This window comes from Streptomyces sp. NPDC037100 (genome assembly GCF_055606225.1).
The window spans coordinates 41,625-67,570 of record NZ_JBVJSX010000012.1; the positions used below are offsets into that span (position 1 = coordinate 41,625).

At 72.2% G+C, this 25,946-nt stretch carries 18 protein-coding genes; 4 read left to right on the top strand and 14 right to left on the bottom strand.

The genetic code is table 11. From position 1 onward, the window contains the following. Positions 1-4 precede the first annotated feature (4 nt). The 7 genes from ACZ7EG_RS32080 to ACZ7EG_RS32110 form a co-directional block, all read right to left on the bottom strand. Positions 5-1,408 (bottom strand): cytochrome P450, encoded by a 1,404-nt coding sequence (locus ACZ7EG_RS32080; protein ID WP_471086602.1) that lies wholly within the window; start codon positions 1,406-1,408, stop codon positions 5-7. A 132-nt stretch (positions 1,409-1,540) separates the two neighbouring features. Continuing rightward, complete coding sequence (locus tag ACZ7EG_RS32085; protein ID WP_471086605.1) at positions 1,541-2,647, bottom strand: NAD(P)/FAD-dependent oxidoreductase; 1,107 nt, start codon at positions 2,645-2,647, stop codon at positions 1,541-1,543. 167 nt (positions 2,648-2,814) lie between these two features. After that, positions 2,815-3,966 (bottom strand): substrate-binding domain-containing protein, encoded by a 1,152-nt coding sequence (locus tag ACZ7EG_RS32090; RefSeq protein ID WP_471087156.1) that lies wholly within the window; start codon positions 3,964-3,966, stop codon positions 2,815-2,817. A 61-nt stretch (positions 3,967-4,027) separates the two neighbouring features. Then, on the bottom strand, positions 4,028-5,086 hold the full coding sequence (locus tag ACZ7EG_RS32095) for an ABC transporter permease (protein ID WP_471086608.1): 1,059 nt from the start codon (positions 5,084-5,086) through the stop codon (positions 4,028-4,030). After that, a complete protein-coding gene (locus ACZ7EG_RS32100) occupies positions 5,083-6,633 on the bottom strand; it encodes a sugar ABC transporter ATP-binding protein (protein WP_471086611.1) in 1,551 nt (516 codons plus the stop codon). Before ACZ7EG_RS32100 ends, ACZ7EG_RS32095 begins: the two co-directional genes overlap by 4 nt. An 88-nt stretch (positions 6,634-6,721) precedes the next feature. Beyond that, positions 6,722-9,937 (bottom strand): SpoIIE family protein phosphatase, encoded by a 3,216-nt coding sequence (locus ACZ7EG_RS32105; RefSeq protein ID WP_471086614.1) that lies wholly within the window; start codon positions 9,935-9,937, stop codon positions 6,722-6,724. A gap of 144 nt (positions 9,938-10,081) precedes the next feature. Further along, positions 10,082-10,504 (bottom strand): YjbQ family protein, encoded by a 423-nt coding sequence (locus ACZ7EG_RS32110; protein WP_471086617.1) that lies wholly within the window; start codon positions 10,502-10,504, stop codon positions 10,082-10,084. 298 nt (positions 10,505-10,802) lie between these two features. On the opposite strand from ACZ7EG_RS32110, the gene ACZ7EG_RS32115 reads away from it, so the two are divergent. Then, positions 10,803-11,879: an NAD(P)-binding domain-containing protein gene (locus ACZ7EG_RS32115; protein ID WP_471087159.1), complete on the top strand. Its 1,077-nt coding sequence runs from the start codon at positions 10,803-10,805 to the stop codon at positions 11,877-11,879. Between the two features lie 23 nt (positions 11,880-11,902). On the opposite strand, the gene mltG is transcribed toward ACZ7EG_RS32115, so the two are convergent. Together mltG and ACZ7EG_RS32125 are read right to left on the bottom strand one after the other, a co-directional pair. Beyond that, positions 11,903-12,766 carry an endolytic transglycosylase MltG gene (gene mltG / locus ACZ7EG_RS32120; RefSeq protein WP_471086619.1) on the bottom strand — a complete coding sequence of 288 codons (864 nt, stop codon included), beginning with the start codon at positions 12,764-12,766 and terminating at the stop codon, positions 11,903-11,905. 43 nt (positions 12,767-12,809) lie between these two features. Then, positions 12,810-14,612, bottom strand: a complete 1,803-nt coding sequence (locus ACZ7EG_RS32125) for an ABC transporter ATP-binding protein (protein ID WP_471086622.1) — start codon at positions 14,610-14,612, stop codon at positions 12,810-12,812. 86 nt (positions 14,613-14,698) lie between these two features. Here ACZ7EG_RS32125 and ACZ7EG_RS32130 point away from each other — a divergent pair, with 86 nt between their 5' ends. Continuing rightward, positions 14,699-15,148 carry a MarR family winged helix-turn-helix transcriptional regulator gene (locus tag ACZ7EG_RS32130; protein WP_471086625.1) on the top strand — a complete coding sequence of 150 codons (450 nt, stop codon included), beginning with the start codon at positions 14,699-14,701 and terminating at the stop codon, positions 15,146-15,148. A 119-nt stretch (positions 15,149-15,267) separates the two neighbouring features. On the opposite strand, the gene ACZ7EG_RS32135 is transcribed toward ACZ7EG_RS32130, so the two are convergent. From ACZ7EG_RS32135 to ACZ7EG_RS32155, 5 genes are all read right to left on the bottom strand, one after another. Continuing rightward, complete coding sequence (locus ACZ7EG_RS32135; protein ID WP_471086628.1) at positions 15,268-16,776, bottom strand: cation:dicarboxylate symporter family transporter; 1,509 nt, start codon at positions 16,774-16,776, stop codon at positions 15,268-15,270. Between the two features lie 172 nt (positions 16,777-16,948). Beyond that, the gene (locus tag ACZ7EG_RS32140) at positions 16,949-18,553 is read right to left on the bottom strand and encodes a peptide-N4-asparagine amidase (protein WP_471086631.1); all 1,605 of its coding nucleotides are present in this window, start codon (positions 18,551-18,553) and stop codon (positions 16,949-16,951) included. Positions 18,554-18,757: 204 nt separating this feature from the next. Then, positions 18,758-19,726: an SGNH/GDSL hydrolase family protein gene (locus tag ACZ7EG_RS32145; RefSeq protein ID WP_471086634.1), complete on the bottom strand. Its 969-nt coding sequence runs from the start codon at positions 19,724-19,726 to the stop codon at positions 18,758-18,760. A 295-nt stretch (positions 19,727-20,021) separates the two neighbouring features. Beyond that, positions 20,022-21,038, bottom strand: a complete 1,017-nt coding sequence (locus ACZ7EG_RS32150) for an IS481 family transposase (protein WP_471086637.1) — start codon at positions 21,036-21,038, stop codon at positions 20,022-20,024. 110 nt (positions 21,039-21,148) lie between these two features. Continuing rightward, positions 21,149-21,883, bottom strand: a complete 735-nt coding sequence (locus ACZ7EG_RS32155) for a hypothetical protein (RefSeq protein WP_471086640.1) — start codon at positions 21,881-21,883, stop codon at positions 21,149-21,151. A 369-nt stretch (positions 21,884-22,252) separates the two neighbouring features. On the opposite strand from ACZ7EG_RS32155, the gene ACZ7EG_RS32160 reads away from it, so the two are divergent. Then, the gene (locus ACZ7EG_RS32160) at positions 22,253-24,058 is read left to right on the top strand and encodes an ABC transporter ATP-binding protein (RefSeq protein ID WP_471086643.1); all 1,806 of its coding nucleotides are present in this window, start codon (positions 22,253-22,255) and stop codon (positions 24,056-24,058) included. Further along, the gene (locus ACZ7EG_RS32165; RefSeq protein WP_471086646.1) at positions 24,055-25,836 is read left to right on the top strand and encodes an ABC transporter ATP-binding protein; all 1,782 of its coding nucleotides are present in this window, start codon (positions 24,055-24,057) and stop codon (positions 25,834-25,836) included. The genes ACZ7EG_RS32160 and ACZ7EG_RS32165 overlap by 4 nt, the downstream gene beginning before the upstream one ends. The last annotated feature ends 110 nt before the right edge of the window (positions 25,837-25,946 follow it).

Below are 25,946 nucleotides of genomic sequence, written 5' to 3' on the forward strand. Positions count from 1 at the left end.
CAGCTCAGCGGCCGCCGCGGATGAGGCCCGTCAGATACCGCCACAGCGAGGAGCGCTGCCGGGCGGACCGGTCCGGCAGGACCTCCTCGGCCGCTCCGGGTGCGGGATCGTCCGCCCACGGCCGCGGGGGCGGCGCGGAGGCGAGTTCGTAGTGCACGGGCAGGGAGCGCAGGCCGCGCATGAACGGCGAGGAACGCCACGGCAGTTGGTCGGCGGGCAGGGCGAGGTCGAGGTGGTCGAACCGCTCGAACAGGCGCCCCACCCCGACCGCCGCGACCGTCGAGGCGAGTTCCCGCGCCGGGCATTGACGCGGCCCGGCTCCCCAGGACAGGTGGGCCCGGGTGCTGATGGTGGTCCCCGAGGCGATGTGGTCGGCGAAGAGCGGGTCGGCATGGGCGGCGCCCGGGGAGACCCACACGGGGTCGCCGGCCCGGATCGTGTAGTTGCCGAGGGGGGTGTCCCGGGCCGCGAAGCGCGGGACGAAGTTGACCAGGGGCGGCTTGCGCATGACGACCCGGTTCATGCTCTCCCTGACCATCCCGGCGGACAGGCTGGCGCGCACGCTGCCCTCGCCCAAGATGACCTCCACGACGGTGTTGGAGATGAGGATCCCGACGTGGTCGGACGTCATGCCGAGCAGCATGAACAGCTCGCGGGCGAGCTGGTCGAGCGAGAGGTCCGGGTGGGCGGCCAGCAGGTACGAGGGGAAGTCGTCGCCCGGCTTCTCCAGCTTCAGCGCGGCCAGTTCGGCCAGTGTCGCCAGCAGGCGTTCCAGTGCGGCCTCGGCGTCCTTGCCCGCGTCGAGCACACGCCACATGTCCATCAGCGCGTCGTCGCCCTGCGAGCCGGGGAAGCCCAGGAGATGGCTGGCCACCATCAGCGGCAGCGGCCGGGAGAACTGCGCGGACAGGTCCGCCACGCCCGTCCTTCCGCCCTGCCCGACGAGGGTGATCAGCTCGTCGGCGTAGGCGGTGACGGCGGACTTCAGACGCTTGGCCTGGGGGTGGCGGGGGTCCTGGAAGGGCTTGAGGGCGACGTCCCACGCGGTGCGCAGCGGCCGGTAGCCGGGGCCGCCCTGGATCAGGATGTGGTTGACCTCCAGGGAGGGTCCGAGCGGCCAGTCGGCCGGCACCCTGCCCTCGGTGCGGGCCCGCCAGTTCTCCAGGCCCTTGGGCCAGCCGTCGTCGTCCTGGAGCACCTGGAGCGACTCGCGGTAACCGAGGACCAGCCAGGCCGGCACTCCCAGGAGATCGACCGGCGCGACCGGGCCGTGCCGCTGCCGCAGCCGTTCGTACACGAGCGCGGGACGTGTCTCGTAGTCCCTGGTCAGCAGCGGTTCGGGAGCGAGCGTCTCCAGTCCTGTGCCGTCCAGGTCCACGGATCCGCCGTCATCCCGCTGGGATTCCATCCTCTAGCCACCTCCGACACGCCCTGTACCGGCACACCATCAGTCGGTAGCCGGAAACGGTGGGGACCCTACCCCAGGCTGAACTCGCGGGTAACGGCCGGGGGTGGGGTGGTGGGGACGGCCCGGCCCGCCTCAGGCGGCCGTGTAACCGAGTTGACGGCGCATGTAGGGCGTCATGAGGCTCTTCGCCTTGGCCAGGGTGGTGGTGCGGCTGCCGAGGACGGCGGACTCGCCGCCCGGCACGGGCAGCACGGTCAGCCCGTCGGCCGACCCGAAGGGCACGATGAGCGGGGTGCGCAGGGTCGGGCGGTAGAGGCGCGGTTCCCTGCGGTGCTTGCCCGAACCCTGCAAGTAGGTACGGATGTTGTGGGCGGCGGTGTCGGCCTGGGAGAGGGCGGCGGGGGTGACCTTGAGTTCGCTGACGTCGTTCACGTCGCCGACGGCGAACACGTCCAGCCGTCCCTCCACCCGGAGCGTCCGGTCGACCTTCACACGGCCGGCCGCGTTGAGCCAGTCGCCGTGTCCTGCCAGGCGCAGCCAGAGCGTGTTGGGGGTGGTGCCCGTCGCCCAGAAGGACAGGTCGGCCTCGACGATCCTGCCGCGGGCGTCGCGGTAGGTGCCGAAGTCGGTGCCGGGCGACATGAAGGAGTCGAGCAGCACCTCGACGTCATGGGACTCCAGCCAGGCCAGGGCCTTGCGCCCCGGGCGGGCGTTGCCCGCGGAGTCGAGCAGCGCGGACCCGGAGTGGGCGAGGGTGACCCTGGCGTCCGGGCGGGCGAGGCGGATCTCGGCGCTGAGTTCGACGCCGCCCGGGCCGCCGCCGACGACCAGGACGTGCTCGGCCGTGGCCACGTCGCGCTGGTGCTCGGCGAACGATTTGGCCGCTTCCTCGGTGGTGGTGCCGGTGAAGCGGGCCGGCTCGGGGTAGTCGGCGCCGGTGGCGATCACGACCACGTCGTACGGCAGCCGCTCGCCGGTGGCGAGGACGACCTGCCGCTCGGCGGTGTCGATACGGACGGCCTTGCCGGTGACCAGGCGGCCGTGGCGCAGCAGCCGGTCGTAGGGAATGAAGGGCGTGTGCGTCCACTCGGGGTGCACCCCGGCGCGCAGGGAGGCGATGCGGTGGAAGAAGACCTCCTTGCGGTCCACCAGCGTGACCCGGGCCGTGCCGTCGAGCCGCCGGGCCAGCCGGACACCGGCGTAGCCGCCGCCGATCACCACTACGTCGCCGTCGTACACACCGAGTCTCCTGTGCCTGGTGGGGGGGAGTGAGGGCCGCCGCGGAGGGGCCCCGCTCGGATCGGCCCCCGGCGGCCACTCGACTGACGTGACAGTAGCGCTTGAAAGTTAAAGGGATTCCGAGGTTTCGTGCATGTTCCGTGAAGGGATCGGCACCTGAGTGGTCGTCACTTCCCCCAGATCTTCCGGTAGGCCTCCCGGTAGCCCGACGGGTCCCAGGCCGTGGCCCCTTCGCTGTTGTCCGCCGTCGCGATGTGAACGGGGGCCACGTACCCGCTGTCGGGGCGGCCGGAGAAGGCGCGGTTGAACTCGTCGACGATCTGCCAGCCCTGGAGGGACAGCGGTTCGGGCACGGTGGCGGCCTGGTACTGCTCACTGTTGACGCGCTGGAAGGCGGACGGGTCGCCGTCGCCGGCCCCGATGTTGAAGGGCGGGCCGGAGCCCTTCTCGCCGGCGGCGCGGAAGGCGGGGGCGGCGTCGGCGAAGTAGAGGTCGTTGATGGCCACGGAATGTGTCCAGCGGTCCTGGAAGCGGGAGAGCAGGGAGGAGATCTCCCGGGGGGTACGGCTGCTCGCGTCGGGGATCGGGATGTTCTCCACCGAGAGCAGCCTTACGCCCTGGCAATCGGCCAGTTCCTCGCGGATCAGGTCGGACTTGTTCCGGGCGAAGGGGATCGACGCGTCGGTGATGAGCACGACCCCGGCGCGGCCGTTGGAGTCGGAGATGATCCATTGCGCGCTGATGCGGGCCACGTCCTCGACGCGGGTGGTGACGTTGGTGAAGAGGTCGGGCCGGCGGCTGGGGCCGGGGTCGGGGACCGCGTGCCAGCCGATCAGCGGGATGCGCTGGGCGTTGGCCCGGGCGGTCTGCTGGGCCGTCGAGTCGGGGTCGAACCCGCCGATGACGATGCCCGAGGGCCGCAGGGCGACGGCTTCGCTCATGGCCGCCTGGATACCCGCCGGGGTGCCGCCGCCGTCGATCACCCGGACGTTCCAGCCGATGGCACGTGCGGCGTCGCGCACTCCGTCGGCCGCACCCGCCACACCGGGGTTCGTCATGGTCTGGGCGACGTAGACGAGGGTCTTGCCGGACACCGCCTGGGGGCCGCTGGTGGGTCCGCCCCAGGGGATGTCGGTCCGCTCCGCCCGGGCGACGGCTTGCCGGGCCCGGGACTGGGCGGCGGGGCAGCCGCTCGGGCCCGTCGTGCTCTCGTCGGCGTCGCCGGAGGAGCCGCGTTCGCAGCCGGTGAGGACGGCGACCGTGGCCAGGAGGGCGCAGGAGGCGAGTCGCGCGGCGCGGACTGCGGGGGCGGCGGCCATGCGGGTGTGGTGCACGGGAGCTCCAGTGAGGGGATCGACGCGGCTGGGCGAGCCGTGAGGGTCAGGGCGGGGCCGTGCCGCCCTCCCGCGCGGGAGAGGACGGGGGCTGCGCGGCGGGCGTGTCGCGGGCCGCGCCGCCGCGCAGCCGGCGGCGGGCGGCGTATCCGGCCAGGCCCACGGCGATGAGCAGGGTGCCGCCATTGAACAGCGGGACCGTCCAGAACTCGGCGCCCAGCTGCGCGATCCCGGTGAGGCCGACGGCGAGCACGGCGACGGCGACGACGGTGCCGAGGGCGTTGGGCCGGCCGGGTTTGATCGCCGTGGAGCCGAGGAGGGCGCCGACGAAGGCGGGCAGCAGATAGTCGAGGCCGACGCTCGGGTTGCCGATCTGCTGCTGGGCGGCGAGCAGCACCCCGGCGAAGCCGACGATCAGGCCCGAGGCTGCGAACGCGTAGACGGTGTACCGGCGGGTCGGGATGCCCACGAGGTCGGCGGCGCGCGGGTTCGACCCGACGACGTACAGGTACCGGCCGAGCGGCAGCCGCTCCAGCATCAGCCAGAGGGCGGCCGCGAGGGCGAGCACGTAGAAGGCGGGGACCGGGAGGCCGAGCAGCGAGGAGTCGTAGAGGTCGGTGAACCCGGGGGGCAGACCCTGCGGGCCGGGGACGATCCGGCCACCGTCGGTGATCCAGCCGGTCACGGCGTACATCATGCTGCCGGTGCCCAGGGTGGCGATGAAGGAGTCGATCCGGCCGAACTCGACGATGACACCGTTGAGGACGCCCACGACCAGCCCTCCGGCGAGCACGGTGAGGCAGGCGAGCGGCCAGGGCCAGCCCTCGTTGACGACGAGCTGCAGCACCATCACATGGGCCAGGCCCAGGCCGTAGCCGATGGAGAGGTCGAACGCGCCGGTGACGACGGGCACCATGGCGGCGAGCGCGAGGACGGCCGGGATCGACTGGTTGGACAGGATCGAGTCGAGGGTGTCCAGGGTGGGGAAGGTGTCCGGCAGGGCGAGGGAGAAGGCCAGGTAGAGCAGGGCGGTGAGGGCGAGCAGGCCGTAGGCGCCGATGTGGTGGCCGCCGGGCCGGCGCCGCGGCCGGGGCGGGGGCGTCACGGATGCCCCGCCGGAGACGGGGGCATGGCCGAGGCCGCCCGGGTGAGTCCGGAGACGGTGAGCGCGGGGCCGCTCAGCTCGGCCGTCACGGCTCCGCGGACGAAGACCAGCGTGCGCCGGCACACGCTCGCCACCTCCTCGAAGTCGGTCGACAGCAGCAGCACCGCCAGGCCCGCCTCCAGCGCCTCGTGGAGCAGGCGGTGGATGGCGGCCTTGGCGCCGACGTCGACGCTCGCGGTCGGCTCCTCCAGGATCAGCAGCCGCAGGTCCGTCCGCAGCCAGCGGCCGAGCATGACCTTCTGCTGGTTGCCGCCGGACAGTGTGGCGATGGGCGTCTCGCTGTCGCGGGGGCGCACCGAGAAGCGGTCCATCAGGGCGGCGGCCCGGGCCCGTTCGCCGCGGGGGGCGATCCAGCGCGGTGCGGGCTGTCCTCCCGCACGGGGGTTGGCCAGGAGGTTCTCCCGTACGGTCAGCTCGGCGAGGCAGCCCTCCCGCAGCCGGTCACCCGGCACCAGCCCGACCCCGAGGGCGACGGCCTCCGCCACCGTACGGGGGTGGTACGGCCGTCCGTGCAGCACGGCCCGCCCGTCCAGGAGGGGGCGGGCACCGGCGAGGGCGCGCCCCAGGTCCATGTGCCCGGCGTCGGAGAGGCCGACCAGGCCGAGGACCTCCCCGGCGGCGACTTCGAGGGCCACGGGCCCGGCGCGGGCGGTGCGCACGCCGTGGAGGCTCAGGACGGGGGGTGCGCCGGCCGCTGTTCCGGCACGGCGCTGGGCGGCCGGTTCGTCCGCCTCGCCGACGATGTCGTGGACCAGACGCGCGGGGCTGCGGTCGGCGAGCCGGCCGTGACTGACGAGCCGGCCGTCACGCAGGACGGCGAAGGTGTCGGCGACCCGGTAGACCTCGTCCAGGCGGTGGCTGACGTACAGGACCGCGTGTCCGCGGTCGCGCAGGTCGTGCAGGACGCGGAAGAGCCGGGCGCAGTCCGCGGCGGGCAGGCGGGCGGTCGGCTCGTCGAGGACGATGAGTCGCGCGCGTGTCACCAGGGCCCGGGCGATCGCCACGAGCGAGCGGTCGGCCGGCGCGAGATCGGAGACCGGCGTGTCCGGATCGAGGTGCGCGGCGACGATCCGCAGGGCCTCGACGCAGCGCGCCCGGGTGCGCCGCCAGGAGATCAGCCCGGCCCGGCGCCCGTACCCGGTGGTCAGGGCGATGTTCTCGGCCACCGTCATCCACTCCACGAGACCGAGGTCCTGGTGGATGAAGGACATCGCCCGGGTGGCGGTGGGGCTGCTGAGGGGTTCCCCGGCGACGGTGACCTGACCCGCGTCGGCGTGGTGGACTCCGGCGAGGATCTTGATGAGGGTGGACTTCCCGGCGCCGTTGGGCCCGAGGAGGGCCAGGACCCTGCCGGGGTGGACGTCCAGGTCGGCCCCGGCCAGCGCGACGGTGCCACCGAACCGCTTGCTGAGTCCGCGGATCCGGACCAGGGGTTCCGGCCCGGAGGGCGAAGCCGTCTCCGGGGGCGTGTCGGGAGCGTCGCGCACTCGATCAAATTACAGCATTCCGGGCATTTTTCAGCCTGCTACGGCTCCGATGGGCAGTGGCCTTCCCGGCCCCCGGCCGGTGGTCGCCTCACACCGTGTCGAGCCCGCACTCGGCCCAGATGACCTTGCCCTCGGGCAGGTAGCGCGTGCCCCAGCTCTGTGACAGCTGCGCGACGAGGAACAGGCCGCGTCCTCCCTCGTCCGTACTGGCCGCCCGGCGCAGGTGCGGTGCGGTGTTGCTGGCGTCGGAGACCTCGCAGATCAGGGTCCGGCCGTAGAGCAACCGCACCCGGATGGGCGCGGCGCCGTGCCGGACGGCGTTGGTGATCAGCTCGCTGAGGATCAGCTCGGCGGCGAACGCGGTCTCGTCGAGCCCCCGGTCGGACAGCCACCGCACGGCGGACGCCCGGACCTCGCCGACGAGGGCCGGGTCGGCGGACAGCTCCCAGGTGGCGATCCGGCCGGGGTCCAGGGCGTGCACGCGGGCGACGAGCAGGGCGATGTCGTCGTGCGGGTGCGCGGGCGCCACGGTGTCCAGGACGGCCTGGCAGGTCTCCTCCGGGGCGCGCTCGGGATGGGCAACGGCCTCGCGCAACTGCTCCAGGACCACGTCGACGTCGCGGTGCCGGTCCTCGATGAGCCCGTCGGTGTACAGCACGAGCTGGCTGCCGTCGGGAAGATCGACCTCGACGGCGTCGAAGGGCAGGCCCCCGAGTCCGAGCGGAGGCCCGGCAGGCAGGTCGGGGTAGGTCACGGTGCCGTCGGGGCGGACGAGCGCGGGGGGCGGGTGGCCGGCGCGGGCCATCAGACACGTCTGGTCCGCCGAGTCGTACACGGCGTAGAGGCAGGTCGCACCGATGACGCCGGCGCCCTTGCCGTCGGGATCCTCCCGGTCGAGGCGGCCCACGAGGTTGTCCAGGTGAGTGAGGACCTCGTCCGGCGGGAAGTCGAGCTCGGCGAAGCTGCGGGCGGCGGTGCGCAGCCGGCCCATGGTGGCCGCGGAGAGCATGCCGTGGCCGACGACGTCGCCGACGAGGAGACCGACGCGGGCGCCGGGCAGGGGGATGACGTCGTACCAGTCGCCGCCCACGTCCGACTCGGCGGGCAGGTAGCGGTGGGCGACCTCGACGGCGTCCTGGTCGGGCAGGCCGTGCGGGAGGAGCCGCCGCTGCAGGGCCAGGACCATGGTGCGTTCATGGGTGTAGCGCCGGGCGTTGTCGATGGACAGGGCGGCGCGGGAGGCCAGTTCCTGGGCGAGGGAGCGGTCGTCGTCGCCGAAGGAGCCCCCCGCGCGGTAGAAGCAGGCGACGCCCAGGACGACACCGCGGGCGAGCAGGGGCACCGCGATGAGGGAGTGCACGTGGGCCAGCAGCCGTGCGGTGGGCTCGGGGTCCTGGGCGAGCCAGCCCGCGGCGGCCTTCAGGTCCGGTTCCAGCACCGCCTCGCCGCCGCTGAGGCAGCGCAGCTGGGGGGTGGCCGGGCCGAAGTCGATGCGCTTGCCGGCCGGCGTGAAGGGCAGGCCCTCGCGGATGCCGTGGACGACCGTGCGGCGCAGGTCCGCGAGGGCGTCGGCGGACTCCTCGCCGCGCATCACGGCGTCGGGCAGGTCGATGGTGACGAAGTCGGCCAGTCCGGGGACCGCGGTCTCGGCCAGTTCCTCGGCGGTGCGGCGCACGTCCAGGGTGGTGCCGATGCGGGTGCTGGCCTCGGACAGCAGCTCCAGACGCCGACGGGCCGCGAGGGCGTAGGCACCGACCTGCGGCTCCCCCAGCATCACCAGACCCCGGGCCGGGAAGGCGGCCACGGACTGCTGCACGCCCGCGCCGCTTCTGCCACCGTCGGCTGCGAGGACCCCGTCGGGCTCGGGAACGCCCCGGGCCCCGCCGCCCGGGACGGCCGCACCCGGCTCGACGACACTCCGGTCGCCGCCGACCGTGGCGGGCCCGGCGGTGCTCGGCGGGTGCTCCGCCGCTGCGGGCACGGCGGTGCTCGGCGGGTGCTCCGTCGTCGCGGGCACCGCGGCGCTCGGCGGGTGCTCCGCCGTCGCGGGCACCGCGGCGCTCGGCGGGTGCTCCGCCGTCGCGGGCACCGCGGCGCTCGGCGGGTGCTCCGCCGCTGCGGGCACCGCGGGGTGCGGGTCGCCGTCCGTCGGGACGGTTCTGTCGGCGCCCGCGGCCACACGGAGCCCCGTGCCGCCAGGGCCCGCCGTGCCGCCGCCTCCGACGGGCGTCACGGCCGGGCGGGGGCGGGGGCGGGTGGACGCGGTGAGGTGCCCGGTCGGCAGGGTGAGCGCCGGGCGCGCGGTGGAGAGTGCGACGGCGGGGGCGCCGAGGCCGGACAGCTCGTCCGTCTGGTGCGGTATGACGAGCGGCTCCGTCGCCGGGAAGTCCGGCAGCAGGGCCTCGATGGCGACCCCACGCACCCCGGAGCCGCTCGTCACGGGACGGCTCACCAGCGTCACCCGCCGGCCGTCGGGCAGGGCCACCTCGGCGGGGCCGCGCTGCGCACCGGAGATCAGCTCGGCGGCCTTCTCCCGGAGCATCGCCTGGTCACGGGGGTGGAACTCGTTCGCCAGCGCATCCAGCGCCACGCCGCGGTGCGGACCGGCGGTCTCGGTTCCGGTGGCCAGGTAGGTCCGCAGCAGGGCCTGCTCGCGCGCGGAGCTCTGCCCCAGCAGCCGCCGCTCGATGCCCTCGGCCGCCCGGCGGATGGCGACACCCAGCGCGGGCCGCTCGAAGCCGCGCGGATAGCCGAGGCACAGGACGCCCTCGATGCGCCCGCTGAGCGGGTCCCGGACGGGCATCGCGACGCAGGCGTTCTGCTGGGCGCGCTGCGCGAAGTGCTCGGCGCCGTAGACGCGGATGAGCTGCCGTTCCGCCAGGGCCAGTCCGATGCCGTTGGTGCCGGCGACCTGCTCGGCGAACACGAACCCCGGTACGACCTGGATGTCCGGGAGACTCCGGGCCATCGACGGGTCCGCGAAGCGGCGCAGCAGGACCGTCCCGTTCGCGTCGGCGACCGAGATGTTGACCTGGCTGCCGGCGAACGTGGACTGCAGCCGGTCGAGCACCGGCGCGGCCGCCCGGACGATACGGCCGCCCGTGTCGAAGTCCTCCCGGTAGGGCAGGTCGGACGCGTCCGGCGACAGACCCAGGGACCGGCAGCGCTGCCACGAGTTCAGGATGGACGTCCGCACGCCCGTCTCGACGGGCTCGCCCTGGAGGAACAGCTCGCGCAGACTGGCGGGCCCCGTGCCGTCCGTCGCACGCCCCGCCGGCCTGGGTTCCTCGCCGGACCGAACCACGCTTCGCCTCACCTGCGCCCGCGGTAATCCGCTGCTCGGAAGAGAATCTGGCAATGATGAGGATACGGGCATTACGGGCGGGCGTCACGGCGCGCCGGGGCCTTGCGGGGCCGACGGCCGGGAGCCGGGGCGGCGGGACCGCACTCACCCCAGGAAACTCAAGCGCACCTTCCGTTCCGGGTTGTCCTTGTTGGTGTCCACCAGGCACACCGACTGCCAGGTGCCGAGCTCCAGCCGGCCGCCCAGCACGGGAAGGGTCGCGTGGGGCGGGACGAGGGCGGGCAGGACGTGGTCGCGGCCGTGGCCGGGGCTGCCGTGCCGGTGCTGCCAGCGGTCGTCGGCGGGCAGCAGGCTGTGCAGTGCGGCCAGGAGGTCGTCGTCGCTGCCTGCGCCGGTCTCCAGGACGGCGATGCCGGCCGTCGCGTGCGGCACGAAGACGTTGAGGAGACCGTCACGGCCGGCCGCCGCCTCATGCAGGAAGGACTCGCAGTCGCCGGTGATGTCGAGGACCCTCTCGACTGCACCGGTGCTGACGTTCAGAACTCGGGTGGTGAAGACATCTGACATGCCCCCATCCTGACGTACGTGCCGGACTTTCACCGGGCCCTGCCGGGCCGGGTGGTGATACGGGCGTCCATTGATCGAGACGTCCGTTGCCCGTGCGCATGCCAGCCGGCTACGGCCGCATGCTGCGGCCTGCCGTCGCCGACGACACAGGCGCCCCCTTCCACAGGTTCGTGAGGCAGCGGTCGGGGCTCCCCCGCCACCAGCGGGCGAGCCGGCACGTCACGGCCTGGTGATGAGGGATCCCCGGCGGGAGTTCCAGGGCGGGAAGATCCACCGCACCGCCACGGTTAGTAGAAACGTGAACTACACACGCGAGGTCGAGGTAGTCGTCATAGGCGCAGGTCAGGCCGGTCTGGCCGGCGCCTATCACCTGCGGCGATCCGGTTTCGAGCCGGACCGCGACTTCGTCGTGCTGGACCACTCCGCCGGCCCCGGCGGCGCCTGGCAGTTCCGCTGGCCGTCACTGACGTACGGCAAGGTGCACGGCATGCACGCGCTGCCGGGCATGGAGCTCACGGACGCGGACCCGTCACGGCCGTCGGCCGAGGTGATCAGCGCGTACTTCGACCGCTACGAGCGGACCTTCGACCTGCGGGTCAGGCGCCCGGTGGACGTACGGGCCGTGCGCGAAGGACCCGGCGGACGGCTGCTCGTGGAGACCTCGGACGGCGTGTGGTCGGCGCGGGCGCTGATCAACGCGACCGGCACCTGGGACCGGCCGTTCTGGCCGCGTTATCCGGGCCAGGAGACCTTCCGGGGGCGGCAGGTGCACACCGCGCAGTACCCCGGGCCCGAGGAGTTCGCCGGGCAGCGGGTCGTGGTGGTGGGCGGCGGTGCCTCGGGCACCCAGCACCTGCTGGAGATCGCCTCGTACGCGTCGGCCACCACCTGGGTCACGCGGCGCCCGCCCGTCTTCCGGGAGGGGCCTTTCGACGAGGACGCCGGCCGCGCGGCGGTGGCGCTCGTCGAGGAGCGGGTACGGCAGGGACTGCCGCCCCGCAGTGTCGTCTCGGTCACCGGGCTGCCGCTCAACGACGCGATCCGGCGGGGCATCGAGGACGGGGTGCTGGACCGGCAGCCGATGTTCGACCGGATCACTCCCACCGGTGTGGAGTGGGCCGACGGGCGCCACGTCGACGCCGACGCCATCCTCTGGGCCACCGGCTTCCGCGCCGCGATCGACCACCTCGCTCCGCTCCGGCTGCGCGCCCCCGGCGGTGGCATCCGCATGGAAGGCACGCACGCGGCCGCAGACCCCCGCATCCACCTCGTCGGCTACGGGCCTTCGGCCAGCACCATCGGAGCCAACCGGGCCGGACGGGCGGCCGTACGGGACATCAGGCGACTGCTGGAGCGCGAGCCGGCCGCGGCATGACACGAGCCGGATCCACGGGGCTGTCACCCGGCCGCCCGGGCCCCGCTCTTCTTGCTCTGCGCGCTCGCGGCCGCGTTGGACTCCGCGACGTTGCGCTGGTGTTGCCGGTAGTCCGCCGTGAACCGGGTGTCACCCGGGCGGACGGTGACGAAGTACAGCCAGTTGCCCGCGGCCGGGTTGACGGCCGCCGCCATCGCCTCCTCGCCCGGGCTGCCGATCGGCGTGGGCGGCAGGCCCATACGCTGGTACGAGTTGTAGGGGCTCTCGATCCGGGTGTCGCTCTCCGTCGTGCGGAGGGCGGAGCGATTGAGGGCGTAGTTGATGGTGGAGTCCATCTGCAGGGGCATACCGCGTTCGAGGCGGTTGAAGATGACCCGGGCCACCTTCCCCATGTCGGCCCTTGTGGCGGCCTCGGCCTGGACGATGCTCGCAATGGTGACGGCCTGGTACACGTTCATGGCGTTGCGCTGCGCCCCGGCGGCGATGGGCGCACCGTTGAACTTCTCGTTCGCGGTGTCGACCATGAGCGCGAGGAGCTTGTCCGGAGTTGCCTTCTCCTGGAGCGGATACGTGGCCGGGAAGAGGTAGCCCTCCGGATTGCCCTCGGCGTCGTTGGGCAGTTTCAGCGCGGCCTTGTCCAGGGATTTCCTCGTGCTGCCGACAGGCAGGGCAAGAGCCTTGTCGACGGCCGCGTAGACCTGACTCGCGCGCCAGCCCTCCGGGATGGCCAGGGTCGTGGGCCGGCTCTTCCCCTCGGTCCGGGCCCCCAGGGTCAGCAGCGGCACCGCCACGGCGGTACCGACCACGACGGCTCCGGTCGCGACGAGGGCGATGCGGCCCCGGCGCGTCAGTCGAATCGTGCTCCGTGGCGGAGTGTTCTTCTCCATGCGGGCACGGTAACCCGCATATCGTCATAAACCCGGCATATTTTCATCTTGTCGGTTCCAGTTGGGCGTCCCGGCGTACGAGGGCCGCGTACCGGCCGCCCTCCTCCATGAGGTCCTCGTGCGTACCGCGTTCGACCGCGCGGCCCGCGTCGAGGACCACGATCTGGTCCGCCCCTCGCACGGTCGAGAGCCGGTGGGCGATGGTGAGGGTGGTGCGGTTGGCCGACAGGGCGTCGATGGCGTCCTGGACGGCCGCCTCGGTCCGGGTGTCCAGCGCGCTGGTGGCCTCGTCGAGGATGAGGACCGGCGGGTCGCGCAGGATCGTGCGGGCGATGGCCAGCCGCTGCTTCTCACCGCCGGAGAAGCGGTGACCGCGCTCGCCGACGACGGTGTCGTAGCCGTCGGGCAGAGCCGCGATGTGGTCGTGGATCTGCGCCGCCTTCGCAGCCCGGTGGAGCTCCTCGTCGGTGGCGTCGGGCTCGGCGAAGCGCAGGTTCTCGGCGACCGAGGCGTGGAAGAGGTAGGTCTCCTGCGAGACGACGCCGACCGCGCGCGCCAGGGTGTCGAAGTCGAGGTCGCGGACGTCGGTCCCGTCGAGGGTGACACGGCCCCCGGTGACGTCGTAGAGCCGGGGCACGAGGTAGCCGAGGGTGGACTTGCCGGCGCCGGTGGGGCCGACGACGGCGAGGCTGCCGCCGGCCGGGACGGTGAGGTCGATGCCGTCGAGAACCGGACCGTCCTTGCCGTCGTAGCCGAAGGAGACGTTCTCGAAGCGGACCTCGCCCTTGATGCGGTCGAGGCGGACCGGGTCGGGTCGTTCGGTGATGTCGATCGGAAGGTCGAGGTACTCGAAGATGCGCTGGAACAGGGCGAGCGAGGTCTGGATCTGCACCCCGGTCGACAGCAGGCTCACGGCCGGGCGGAACAGGCCCTGCTGGAGCGAGACGAAGGCGACGATGGTGCCGATGGAGACCTCGGGGCCGCCCAGCTGGAGGGCCATGCCGGCGGTCCAGTAGATGACGGCGGGCAGGGCGGCCATGACGATCGTGATGACGGCCATGCGCCACCGGCCGGCCATGTTCGACCGCACTTCCAGGTCGACGAGTTCCTCGGACTCGTCGGCGAAGGACTTCGTCAGCGAGTCGGAGCGGCCCATCGTGCGGCCGAGCAGGATGCCGCTGACGGAGAGCGACTCGGTGACGGTGGCGGCCATGGCGGCCATCTGCTTCTGGCGCTGGGTGGTGATCTTCCGGCGTTCGTTGCCGACGCGGCGGCTGATCCACACGAACACCGGCAGCAACAGCAGCGAGACGACCGTCAGGCGCCAGTCGAGGGCGATCATCGCGACGATCGTGGCGACCACGCTGGTGACGTTGGAGACCAGGGAGGTCGCGGTGGAGGTGACGGTGGCCTGCATGCCACCGATGTCGTTGGCGATGCGGGACTGCACCTCGCCCGTTCGGGTGCGGGTGAAGAAAGCGAGGGACATGCGCTGGAGCCGGCCGTAGACGGCGGTGCGCAGGTCGTGCATGACGCGCTGGCCGACCGTCGTGGAGATCAGGGTCTGGAGGACCCCGAAGACGCTGGTGAGGACGGCGCTGAGGATCATGCCGAGGGCGAGCAGGCTGAGCAGGCCCGTGCGCCCCTCGGGGATCGCGACGTCCAGGATCTCCTTCAGCAGGAAGGGTGTGGCGACCGAGACCAGGGACGCGGCGCCGACCAGCAGGCCGACGATCGCGAGACGGCCTCGGTAGGGGCGGAAGAGGCCGAGGATGCGGCGGACCTGCCGGGGCTGCTCCTTGGAGTCGGCCGGCGGCGTCCAGGGGGCTTCACGGTCGGGATGCATGGGCTCCTACGAGGGATGCGGCGGATCAGATCACAGCTCATTGTTACCTATACTCACAATGAACAGCATCCTGATATTGTTCCCGCATGACCACGCCCGATCCCGACGGTCTGCTCGCCGAGCAGTTGCTGCGGCTCACCCGCCGGGTGCACCGCATCCAGAAGCGCCATCTGGAGCACCGGGAGCTCGGCATCACCCCGGCCCAGTCCCGGCTGCTGCGCACGCTCGCACACTGGGGCTCGCCGCCACGCATGGCCGATCTGGCCGAGCGCCTCGAGGTGGTGCCGCGGGCCGTGACGACGCTGGTCGACGGCCTGGAGGCGAGCGGCATGGTGCGGCGGGTACCGGACCCGGCGAACCGGCGGGTGATCCGCATCGAGCTGACGGACGACGGCCGGGGCGCGCTGCGCGAGCTGCGGGCGGCGCGCAGATCGGCCGCGGAGGAGATCCTCGCTCCGCTGACGGAGGATCAGCGGGAGTCTCTCGGGGGGTTGTTGGACACCCTGATCGACGGGGCGCCGGTGCGGCCCTGCTGACGGGCTGAACCACGACAGCGGGCACCGGCACGGCCCAGCCGACCGGCGACAGCACGGCAGTGGGCCGCGGTCACCGCTCGTCCTGCCTGTGCGGTGACCGCGGCCCGTTGCCGTTCCCGTCAACCGGCCTCGGGGGCGGGCTCCTTGAGGTCCTCGGTCTTCTGGGCCGGGATGTCCGGCACCGGTGCCCCGACGCCGGCCTCGGCACCGGCGCCCTTCTGGGTGCCGACCGGCACGGAGGCGTCCTCCGCGCCACCGGCGCCCTTCTGGGTGCCGACCGGCACGGAGGCGTCCTCCGCGCCACCGGCGCTCTTGGCGGCGTCGTCCGGCGCCGGGGTCTCCTCCCCGTCCAGCGCCCTCTTCGCCTGAGCGATGTCCAGGGCCCCCTCCCAGCGGGACACCGCGAAGACGGCGACGCAGTTGCCGAGCAGGTTCGTGACGACGCGCATCGAGTCCATGATGCGGTCCACGCCGAGCAGCAGCGCGACGGCTCCGGCGGGGATCGCCCCGAGGGACGAGGCGGTCGCGGACAGCGCGAGGAACGCCGAACCCGGAATGCCCGCCATGCCCTTGCTGGTCAGCATCAGCACCAGCACGACGGTGACCTGCTGGCCGAGGCTGAGGTCCACACCCACCGCCTGGGCGATGAACAGCGTGCCGATGGACAGGTACAGCGAGGCGCCGTCGAGGTTGAAGGAGTAGCCGGTGGGAAGCACCAGCCCCACGGCGTCGTCACGGGCGCCGGCCCGGCGCAGCTTCTGCATGACGCGGGGCATCACCGACTCGGTGGACGCGGTGCCGAGCGCGAGCAGCATCTCCTCGCGGATGTAGCGCAGGAACTTCCAGAGGCTGAGCCCAGTGACGGCCTTCAGGGCGACGGCGAGCAGCGCGACGAACAGCGCCGCGGCCACGTAGCAGAGCACGATGAGCTTGGCGTACGTCCTCATCACGCCCAGGCCGTAGTTGCCGACCAGGTGGGCCATCGCGCCGAACACCGCGAGCGGGGCCAGCCGCATGATGAAGCCGACGACCGCGAAGACGATCTCCTGGGCCTGCTCGATCGCGGGCAGGATCTTCGGCACCCTGGTGTGCCCGAGATGCAGCAGGGCGGCGCCCACCAGGCAGGCCAGGATGAGGACTTGGAGCAGTTCGTTCTCGGCGAAGGCGCCGAGGAAACTCTGAGGCAGCGCGTTCAGCACGAACTCGGTCGTCGTGGGCAGATGACCCCCGCCCGTCGTCTCGTTGACCGCCGCGGTGTCCAGCGAGGAGGGGTCGACGTTCATGCCCCTGCCCGGGCCGACGACATTGGCGGCGACGAGACCGATGACCAGGGCGGCCGTGGAGGCGATCTCGAACCAGATGAGGGCCTTCACCCCGATCCGGCCGAAGGCCTTCAGGTCACCGGCCTTGGCGATGCCGACGACGACCACACAGAACACCAGCGGCGAGATCACCGTCTTGATGAGCCGGGTGAAACCGTCGCCGAGCGGCTGAAGAGCCGTGGCCGTGTCCGGCCACAGCTTTCCGACGACGATTCCGAGGACGAGCGCGCAGGAAACCTGTGCGAACAGCGAGGTGCGCAAGGTGCGGGCGACGCGTCGCGGGAGGGACGGTACGGACGGCGGCACGAAGCCTCCTTGGGGGGACGGGACACTGGAAGCCGGAGGGGACTTCTGTGATGCGGAAGGCTAATTCCGCTTCCGACACCCTGAAGGCTGTCTTGATCGCGCACAAGACCGCGACGTTTCAGCCAGGTAAAACGTCGTGAGTGACAACCTCACACGCGCCTCGGATCTCACCTCAGCAACGGTTTCGGTCTTCCGTGAGCACCCCCTGCACGGCGGTCAGGGTGTGGTCGTGGCAGCCGCCCGAGCCGTACAGCCGGTAGCGCTCGCTCGTGGTGCCGATGGCGTGGCGTTGGTCGCGCGGCACATTCGCCGTATAGGTCGCGTCGCCCGCGTACGAGTTGTCGAGCCGTGACCACACGGTGCGCCGCCCGCCGTTCGTCCCGACGACCGTGGCGCGGTCGCCGAGCTTCAGTACCGTGCGCAGGCGGTCGCCCGCGCCGAGGGTGGTCATGCCGTCCATCGTGTAGCTGCGGTGGGTGCGCGTGGTGCGTGCGCCGACGGTCACCCACTCGTCGTCGGTCCAGATGGCTTCGAGAGCGTCACGCGTCTCGCCGTCGGTCCAGCGGTGCGTGGAGGTACCGGTCAGCGAGCGGTCGACGGTGGTTCTGACCCGACCGTGCGATGTGTCGACGTAGCCGCCGACGGTCAGCCGGTGGGCGCCCTCGGCGTCCACCCGGTGCTCGGAACCCGGCGTGTACACAGACGAGTCGGTGAGGTCTTCGGCCCTGTGCGCGGTGAGTTTCCCGGTGACCCGCTCGCGCTGCTCGTCCTGCCAGACGAGGACGTTCACGGGCGTGCTCCAGCCGCTCTGCCCCTCGGGCACACCGGCCACCGAGACCTCGACGCGGTGCGGGCGGCCGTCGTTGAGGATCCCGGCGAAGGGGGTGAGGTCGTAGGTGATCGGCTTGATGTCGAAGGCACGCGGGCCCGGGATGACGTACCAGAGAAATGGGTTGGACCAGCCTCCGGTCCACACGGTCGGGAAGGGCGTGGCGATGCCGGCGAGCCGGCCGTCGACGCTGATCTGCACCTCCCGGTAAGGGCCTTGGCCTGCCTTGCAGGAGTAGGGCGCCGGTTCGGGCACCGTCAGATACCAGTACTCCTCGCAGCCGCCGCCGGACCCGGTGGCGTACACCTCGGCGAGGATGCGCTCGCTGTTGCGCGGGGTGGTGAGGGCCGAGCCGCCGTCGAGGGTGAGGACCCGGTCGGGGCTCTTCGGATCGGGGCGGCCCTGGTAGAACGTCAGGGTGACCTTGACCTCGAGGACGCCCGTGTAGGTGTCGTCGACGACGTTCCCGATGAGCATCTCGACGTCCCGGCTCGTGCGGAAGGTGTCGCTGTAACGCGTGACGTCACTCTCCACGGACCACTCGATGCCGTCGGGTGAGGGCTGCGGGGTCGACGTCCGGAAGATCTCGACGCCGCCGACGTGGAGATAGCCGAGCCGGTCGTACTGGCGCCCCTTGACCTCGCCGTCGAGCCGCAGCACCACCTTGCTCCAACGGTGGCCGCAGCCGGCGGGCGGGGTGTAGGTGCCGCGGTACGGGGTGAAGTCCCGGAACTGCGCCTGGGCGAGGGTGACTTCGCATGACTTTCCGGCGGGCTTCGCGACGGGCGGCGCGGCCGTGACCGGGTCGTGCCAGTCGGTGCCGAACTCGGCGGGGGCGCCGGCCGCCCGGGCCGGGGCGTCCGCCGCCCCTGCGGGAGCGGTGCCGAGAAGGGTGCCCGCCAGGAGGGTCGCTCCGGCGAGCATGGACATGACGATCCGTCTCTTCATGGGCGGTGTTCTACGGGGAGTCGGCCACCCGCGCAATGAGGCCCGGTGCGGCACGTGAGTTTCCTGTGGCCTGATCCGAACGACAGCCCCCTAGGGACTGTCTCTCATACCTGACTTTGGGTTTCAGGAACGCGGAACTGGCCTCCGGCTGGTGCCGGAGGCCAGTTCAGTGGGGGGGCGTAAGCGGGGTGCCGGGGCGGGGGTTCAGAGGATGGCGTTCAGCATCGCTTCTTCGACGTGGTCTGCGGCGTTGCGGTGGCCGAGGGCGTTGGGGTGTACGAAGGAAAGCTGGTCGGGGAGGGTGACGAAGCCTTCGACCCACTTGGAGTCGTCGCAGACGCTGTGGTTGCGGGAGGGGGTGTAGAGGTCGACGAAGCTGGCGGCTTCCTGGGTGCCGGTGGAGTTGTTGACGGCCTTGTTGAGGGGTTCCAGGACGTCGTCGCGCAGCCAGTCCAGGTCGCCCTGAGTGATCGTGCCGAACTGCGTCAGGTCGCCGAAGCCGCAGCTGGAGGTGTCCTTGGGGATGACCGTGGGGTAGCCGACGGCCAGGATCTTCGCGTGCGGGGCGCGCTCGTGGAGCACCTCGAGCATCCGGTCGTATTCCTGGCGCACGTTCTTCAGCCGGTCCGGGATGCCGGCGGCCAGGGCGTCCTTGCACGGGGTGCCCTTGCCGCTGCTTTCGCCGCCCAGCTGCGTGCACGTGGTGAGGAGGTCGGCGAAGCCGAGGGAGTTTCCACCGACGCCGACGGTGATGACGTCGGTGTCGGGGCCCACCGCCTCGGGCTGAGGGGGCACCGGGGGGAAGGGGTAGTCCGGGTCTTCGGAGAGGGGCGGCAGGTGACGGCCGATCGGGTGCTGGGGTGTGTCGGTGACGTTCTCGATGGTGGCGGCGCCGCAGCTGACGTTGGTCAGCTCGAAGAGACCGGCGAGGTCGCGGTCGATGACCTGGGGGTAGGAGCGGTCGGTGCGGTCGCAGCCGTCGCGCGGGACTTCGAAGATGTTGCCTGCGGCCCGGATGACCCCGGCGGTGTAGGAGTCACCCAGGGCGACCCACTGCTTCTTCTCGGCCGCGGCGGCGGGTTGGGCCCCGGCGAACTGCGCGGGGACAAGAGCGCCGGCGGCGAGGGCTGCGGCCGCGCCGAGCAGGGCCAGACGAGTGCGCAAGCGTGCCACGAATCCTCCATGGATGCGGTGTTGGCGTTGCTTTGACCATAGAAAGACGGTCACTAGGCGCACTAGATTCAATACGGACGGTAGTCGACAGGCTGCGGGATGCATCTGTGTGGGGGACTTGGATGCGGCCTATCGTCCAGGCGCCCTCTATTCGTGACCGCCTTGACGCGACACTTGCCTAATACGGAGAGGCCCTTGACTGACTGGGCGATAAAGGCCTGAGTGCACGTTCGTGATGGCTGTCTTGTTCTCGATCACCGGCAAGCTCAGCCTTCGGCCGATCAGGGCCGCGGACTCAGCGCGTGACCGATGCTGATGCTCTCCGACGAGCAGGCCAAAGAGACACGCTCCAGGTGTGCTGATCGGACAGGTTGGTGACGCGACTGGCTGGCCTGTGGCCGCCGATGCCGGTGTGGGGTCGGTGGTAGTTGTACCAGTCCAGCCAGTCGGGAAACGCTGCCTGCTGTTCGGCGTCTGAGGTGTAGGGCCGGATGTAGGCCCACTCGTCGAGCAGGGTGCGGTGGAAACGCTCGACCTTGCCGTTCGTCTGGGGCCGCCACGGGTGTGTCCAGCGAGGGCCGATGCCCAGGTCGTGGCAGGTCTGGCGCCAGGTGTTCTTGGTGTAGGCCCAGGCGTTGTCGGTCAGCACGCGTTCGACGGTGACGCCATGGGCGGCGAACCAGGCGGTGGCGCGGGAGAGGAAGGCTGCGCAGGTCGGGGCGGTCTCGTCGGGCAGGTCTTCGGTGTAGGCCAGGCGGGAGTGGTCGTCCAGGGCGGTGTGCAGGTAGGTGTATCCGGCGCCGTTGCGGCGGTCCTTGTGCGGGCTGCCGGCTGCACGGCCCAGCACCTTGTGGCCGCCGCCGTCGGGGATGCGGCCGAGTTTCTTGACGTCGATGTGGACCAGTTCGCCGGGGCGGGCCCGTTCGTAGCGGCGGACGGGTTCGCCGGTGGCCCGGTCGAGACTGGCCAGAACGGGCAGGCCATATCGGCGCAGGATGCGGTGGGCGGTGGACGCGGCAATGTTGGTGCGGGCGGCCAGCCGCAGTGGGCCGATGCGGTGCTCTCTCCGCAGCCGCATGACGTGTTCCTCCACCCGGGCCGGTGTCCGGTGCGGCTGGCGGTGCGGACGGCTGGAGCGGTCCTGCATCCCGGCCTCGCCATGTAGCCGGTAACGGCCCGCCCAACGTGCGGCGGTGGTGTGACTGACCTGGAACCGTTCCGCGGCGCGTCGCAGCGGCCAGCGGTCGTCCACGACGCACCGGGCCAGACGCAGTCGCCCCGTCGGGGTCAGCGGGGCATTACGGTGGGACACGAGGGCCTCCTGCGGTCGGGTGTAGATGTCGCAATCCACACCGAACCCAGAAGGCCCTCACCTGTTCAAGCACCCAGCACGCGTGTCACCAACGTCCCGGGACAGCACATCTAGGCCGCCAAGTCCGCCCTGTCCCCCATCACCACCACGGGACGCTGTCGCGGGTCGAGCGTGCGCAGCAGGTACCTCATCGCCCGCTCGGGCACGCTGACGCAGGCCGACGTGCCGCTGCCGTGGTCCATGTGCAGCCAGATCCCGCCGCCCTTCTTCTCGCCCTCGGGGCGGGTCTGATCGTTCGGCGGGGTGCCCTTGACGCGGTTGTAGTCGATGGCGATGACGTAGTCGAAGTCGTGCCAGTGCGACTTGGCCCACCAGCGCGGGGCGGCGAAGGCGGCGGAGCGGGTGTACGGGAGCTCGGATCCGGGGTCCGGCAGCACGCCGCCCGCGTCGCTGAGGGTGAACACGCCCACGGGGCTGCGGTCGTCGTCCTCGTGGTGGTCGGTGGTCCAGCCCTTCTTGCCGTTGTGCCCGGCCCAACCGCGCTCCCGCTGCCAGACGGAGCCGCGCTTGGTGTAGAGCACGACCGTGGAGTCGGCGGAATCCTTCCCGTCGCCGTAGACCGCGACGACCTGACGGGAGCCGGACGGGATCCGCCGATGGAGCCGGTCGCCTACACCGGGGATTCGCGTCGGGGCGGCCGTGGCCGCGTGGGTGCGGGCCGCTCGGTGTGCGGCTCCTGTCCCCCCACCACTGCCTTCCGTGCCGCCGCAGGCGGACAGAGCCGTCAGGAGAGAGGCGAGGACCGCCGTCGCGGCCACCGCTCGTCGTACGCCACCACTGTGCATCGCCCCATGGTCGCACCGCGTTCCGGACGAGGGCGGACTGAGGCCCGGACAGTCGGTGCGCCACAGATGCCGGTTTGTCGCCGGCCGATTGCACACCCGACTGTCGGCCGTCCGCCCGGAGAACGGCCGATTGCGCCCGAGGGACGGCCGGTTCCGCTGGGTCGTCGGCCGATTGCACCCGGGGGATGGTCGGTTCCGCACGATTTTCGGCCGGTTGCGCACGGCGGACGGCCGGTCGCGCCCGGAGAGCGGCCGGTTCCGTACGGCGGACGGAAAACCGTTTGCCTCCGGCCGCGTCGCGACGCGAACCTGACACGGTTTGCTGCCTTCGGCCGGACTCCACCCCCTGACACGAGCCACTGGGACGTCATGCAGATTCAAGACCTTCCGTACCCCGACCCGGGCGTCCCGGACGCGCGTTCGGGCCCTCGATTCCTGTGGTGGCTCTTCCGGAATCAGCTGGGCGGTCAGCTCAAGTCGCTGAGCTGGGGGCTGCTGCACTTCGCCTCGGTCGCCGCCCTGCCGTTCTGTGTCGGCGTCGCCGTGCAGGCCGTCGTCGACCGCTCCGGTACCCGGCTCGCCCTGGCGGGTGGCCTGCTGGCCCTGGCCTGCGTCGGCAACGCGGTCGGTGACACCTTCCTGCACCGCACCGCGATCACCAACTGGATCACCGCGGCCGCGCGCGTCCAGCAACTGCTCGCCCGCAAGGCCGCCCATCTGGGCTCGGCGCTGACCCGGCGGGTCGCGGCCGGTGAAGTGGTGGCGGTGTCGACGGGTGACGTCGAGAAGATCGGCTGGTTCGTCGAGGCCCTGTCCCGCTTCACCGCGGCCGTGGTCACCATCGTCCTGGTCTGTATCGGCCTGCTCGTCTACCAGCCGGCGCTCGGCGTGGTCGTCGCCGTCGGGCTGCCCGCGCTGGCGCTCGCCGTGCTGCCGCTGCTGCCCCGCGCCACCCGGCGCGCCGACACCCAGCGCGAGAAGGCCGGGCGCGCCACCGAACTGGCCTCGGACACCGTCGCCGGTCTGCGGGTGCTGCGCGGCATCGGCGGCGAGGAGCTGTTCCTCGACCGCTACCGCAGCGCCTCCCAGGAGGTTCGCCACGCTGCCGTGCGCAGCGCCCGGATGTGGGCCCTGATCTCCGCGATCCAGGTCCTGCTGCCCGGGCTGTTGCTCATCGCCGTCGTCTGGTACGGCGTGGGGCTGGCGCGCGAGGGCCGGATCACCGTCGGCGAACTGGTCACCGTCTACAGCTCGGTCATGGTCCTGACCTATCCGCTGCGGCACTTCGAGGAGATCGCCATGGCGTACTCCTTCTCCCGGCCCTCCGCCAAACGGGCCGCGGGAGTGCTGTCGCTCCAGCGGCCCACGGACACGGCCGGATCACGCGCGGCCGAGTCCCCCTCGGGCGACCTGTACGACCCGCAGACCGGGCTGCTCGCGCCCGCCGGCCGGCTCACGGCCGTGGTGTGCGGCGACCCGGACGCCGCGGGTCTGCTGGCGGAACGGCTGGGCGGACACCCGTCCCAGGAGGGCTCCTCGGTGCTGCTGGGCGGGGTGCCGCTCGACGAACTCCCGCTGGACAGCGCCCGTACGGCCGTCCTCGTCCAGGACAAGGACCCGGTGCTGCTGTCCGGCACACTGCGCGAGCTGCTCGACGTACCCGCGTCGGGTGCGGTGGCACCGCGGGATGCGCTGGCTGCCGCGCAGTGCGACGACGTGCTGGCGGCCCTCGTGCAGGGCTCGCTGGACGCGGCCGACCCGATGGACGCCCGGATCACCGAACGCGGCCGGTCTCTGTCCGGCGGCCAGCGCCAGCGGCTCGCGCTCGCCCGGTCGCTGGTCACGGACCCGGAGGCGCTCGTCCTGGACGAGCCGACCTCGGCTGTCGACTCGCACACCGAGGCCCGGATCGCGCAGGGCGTGCGGGAGTTGCGCGCGGGGCGCACGACCGTGGTGTTCACCTCCTCGCCGCTGCTGCTGGACCGCGCCGACCGGGTGGTGTTCCTGCACGACGGGGAGGCCGTGGCGGTCGGCGCCCACCGTGAGCTGGTGCGTACCGAGCCCCGCTACCGGGCGGTGGTCACCCGCGAGACGGACGAGGAGGCCGACCTGAACGGCTCCGTCGCCCTGACGGACGTACTGCAGGAACTGGAAGAGATCGAGGAGAAGGCATGATCGGCGTCGCGCCACCGGCGTACGACCCGGCGGCCCCGACGACGGCGAACACGCTGCCGGTCGGCGCCCCCGAGACCGTCCGCGCCTACGTGGCCGAACTGCTGCGCCGGCACCGGCGGGCGTTCCTGTTGCTGGTCGCCGTCAACACGGCGGCCGTGATCGCCTCCATGGCCGGTCCCTGGCTGCTGGGCGGACTGGTGGAGCGGGTGTCCGACGGGGCGCGGGACCTGCGCCTGGAGCTCACGGCCGGGCTCTTCGTGGCCGCGCTGGCCGTCCAGGCCGTGTTCGTCCGGCAGGTGCGGCTGCGCGGCGCGATGCTGGGCGAGCGGATGCTGGCCGACCTGCGCGAGGACTTCCTCGTCCGGTCGGTCGGACTGCCGCCCGGGGTACTGGAGCGGGCCGGGACCGGCGACCTGCTGTCGCGCATCACGACGGACATCGACCGCCTGGGCAACGCCATGCGCGAGGCCGTACCGCAGCTGTCGATCGGCGTGGTGTGGGTGGTCCTGCTGATGGGCGGGCTGGTGATCACGGCGCCGCCGCTGGCGCTCGCCGTGCTGCTGGCCCTGCCGCTGCTGATCGTCGGCTGCCGCTGGTACTTCCGGCGGGCCCCCTCGGCCTACCGTTCCGAGGCCGCCGGGTACGCCGCCGTGGCCGCCGCGCTCGCCGAGACCGTCGACGCCGGGCGCACCGTCGAGGCCCACCGCCTCGGCGACCGCCGTGTCGCACTCTCGGAGCGCCGGATCCGGGAGTGGACGGCCTGGGAGCGGTACACGCTCTGGCTGCGGTCGGTGCTCTTCCCGGTCATCAACATCACCCACGTGACCGTGCTCGCGTCGGTCCTGATGATCGGCGGTGTGTTCGCCCTCCACGGGTGGATCGACGTCGGCCAGCTGACCACCGGCGCGCTGATCGCCCAGATGCTGGTCGACCCGGTGGGCATGATCCTGCGCTGGTACGACGAGCTGCAGGTGGCCCAGGTGTCGCTGGCCCGGCTCGTCGGGGTCCGGGACATCGAGCCGGACGCCGGGGATCCGTCGGTGGCCCCCGAGGGACGCCATGTGCACGCCGACCGGGTGCACTTCGGCTACCTGGAAGGCGTGGACGTCCTGCGCAAGGTGTCCCTGGAGGTCGCCCCCGGCACCCGGCTGGCCCTGGTCGGCCCCTCGGGCGCGGGCAAGTCCACGCTGGGCCGGCTGCTCGCCGGGATCTACGCGCCCCGGGAGGGCCGGATCACCCTGGGCGGCACCGAACTGTCCCGGATGCCCGCCGAGCACGTCCGCTCCCACGTGGCCCTGGTCAACCAGGAGCACCATGTCTTCGTGGGCTCACTGCGCGACAACCTGCGGCTCGCGCGGACCGGCGCGGTCGACGCCGAGCTGTGGGCGGCGCTGGGCGCGGTCGACGCCGACGGCTGGGCCCGGGCGCTGGAGGACGGCCTGGACACCGAGGTCGGCTCGGGCGGTCTGGCGCTCACCCCGGCCCAGGCCCAGCAGATCGCGCTGGCCCGCCTGGTGCTGGCCGACCCGCACACACTGGTCCTGGACGAGGCGACCTCCCTGCTCGACCCGCGCGCCGCCCGCAACCTGGAACGCTCCCTGGCCCGGGTCCTCGACGGCCGCACCGTCGTCGCCATCGCCCACCGGCTGCACACGGCCCACGACGCGGACGTCATCGCCGTCGTCGAGAGCGGCCGGATCAGCGAGCTGGGCAGCCACGAGGAGCTGGTCGCGGCGGACGGGGCGTATGCGGCGCTGTGGAGGTCGTGGCACGGGTGAGCACCTCGTCGCGCCGGGCGGCGCGCGCGGGCGGCCGCGTCCTTGGCGTTGCGCAGTCCCGAACCTGAGTGGAAGGCTGGAATCAGGCACCGGCTCGGGGAACGCCCGGG

Excerpts from the sequence above, each read along its gene's own strand:
- ACZ7EG_RS32080 (WP_471086602.1), bottom strand. The coding sequence starts at position 1,408 with ATGGAATCCCAGCGGGATGACGGCGGATCCGTGGACCTGGACGGCACA.
- ACZ7EG_RS32090 (WP_471087156.1), bottom strand. The coding sequence starts at position 3,966 with ATGGCCGCCGCCCCCGCAGTCCGCGCCGCGCGACTCGCCTCCTGCGCC.
- ACZ7EG_RS32110 (WP_471086617.1), bottom strand. The coding sequence starts at position 10,504 with ATGTCAGATGTCTTCACCACCCGAGTTCTGAACGTCAGCACCGGTGCA.
- mltG (WP_471086619.1), bottom strand. The coding sequence starts at position 12,766 with ATGGAGAAGAACACTCCGCCACGGAGCACGATTCGACTGACGCGCCGG.
- ACZ7EG_RS32125 (WP_471086622.1), bottom strand. The coding sequence starts at position 14,612 with ATGCATCCCGACCGTGAAGCCCCCTGGACGCCGCCGGCCGACTCCAAG.
- ACZ7EG_RS32130 (WP_471086625.1), top strand. The coding sequence starts at position 14,699 with ATGACCACGCCCGATCCCGACGGTCTGCTCGCCGAGCAGTTGCTGCGG.
- ACZ7EG_RS32140 (WP_471086631.1), bottom strand. The coding sequence starts at position 18,553 with ATGAAGAGACGGATCGTCATGTCCATGCTCGCCGGAGCGACCCTCCTG.
- ACZ7EG_RS32155 (WP_471086640.1), bottom strand. The coding sequence starts at position 21,883 with ATGCACAGTGGTGGCGTACGACGAGCGGTGGCCGCGACGGCGGTCCTC.
- ACZ7EG_RS32160 (WP_471086643.1), top strand. The coding sequence starts at position 22,253 with ATGCAGATTCAAGACCTTCCGTACCCCGACCCGGGCGTCCCGGACGCG.
- ACZ7EG_RS32165 (WP_471086646.1), top strand. The coding sequence starts at position 24,055 with ATGATCGGCGTCGCGCCACCGGCGTACGACCCGGCGGCCCCGACGACG.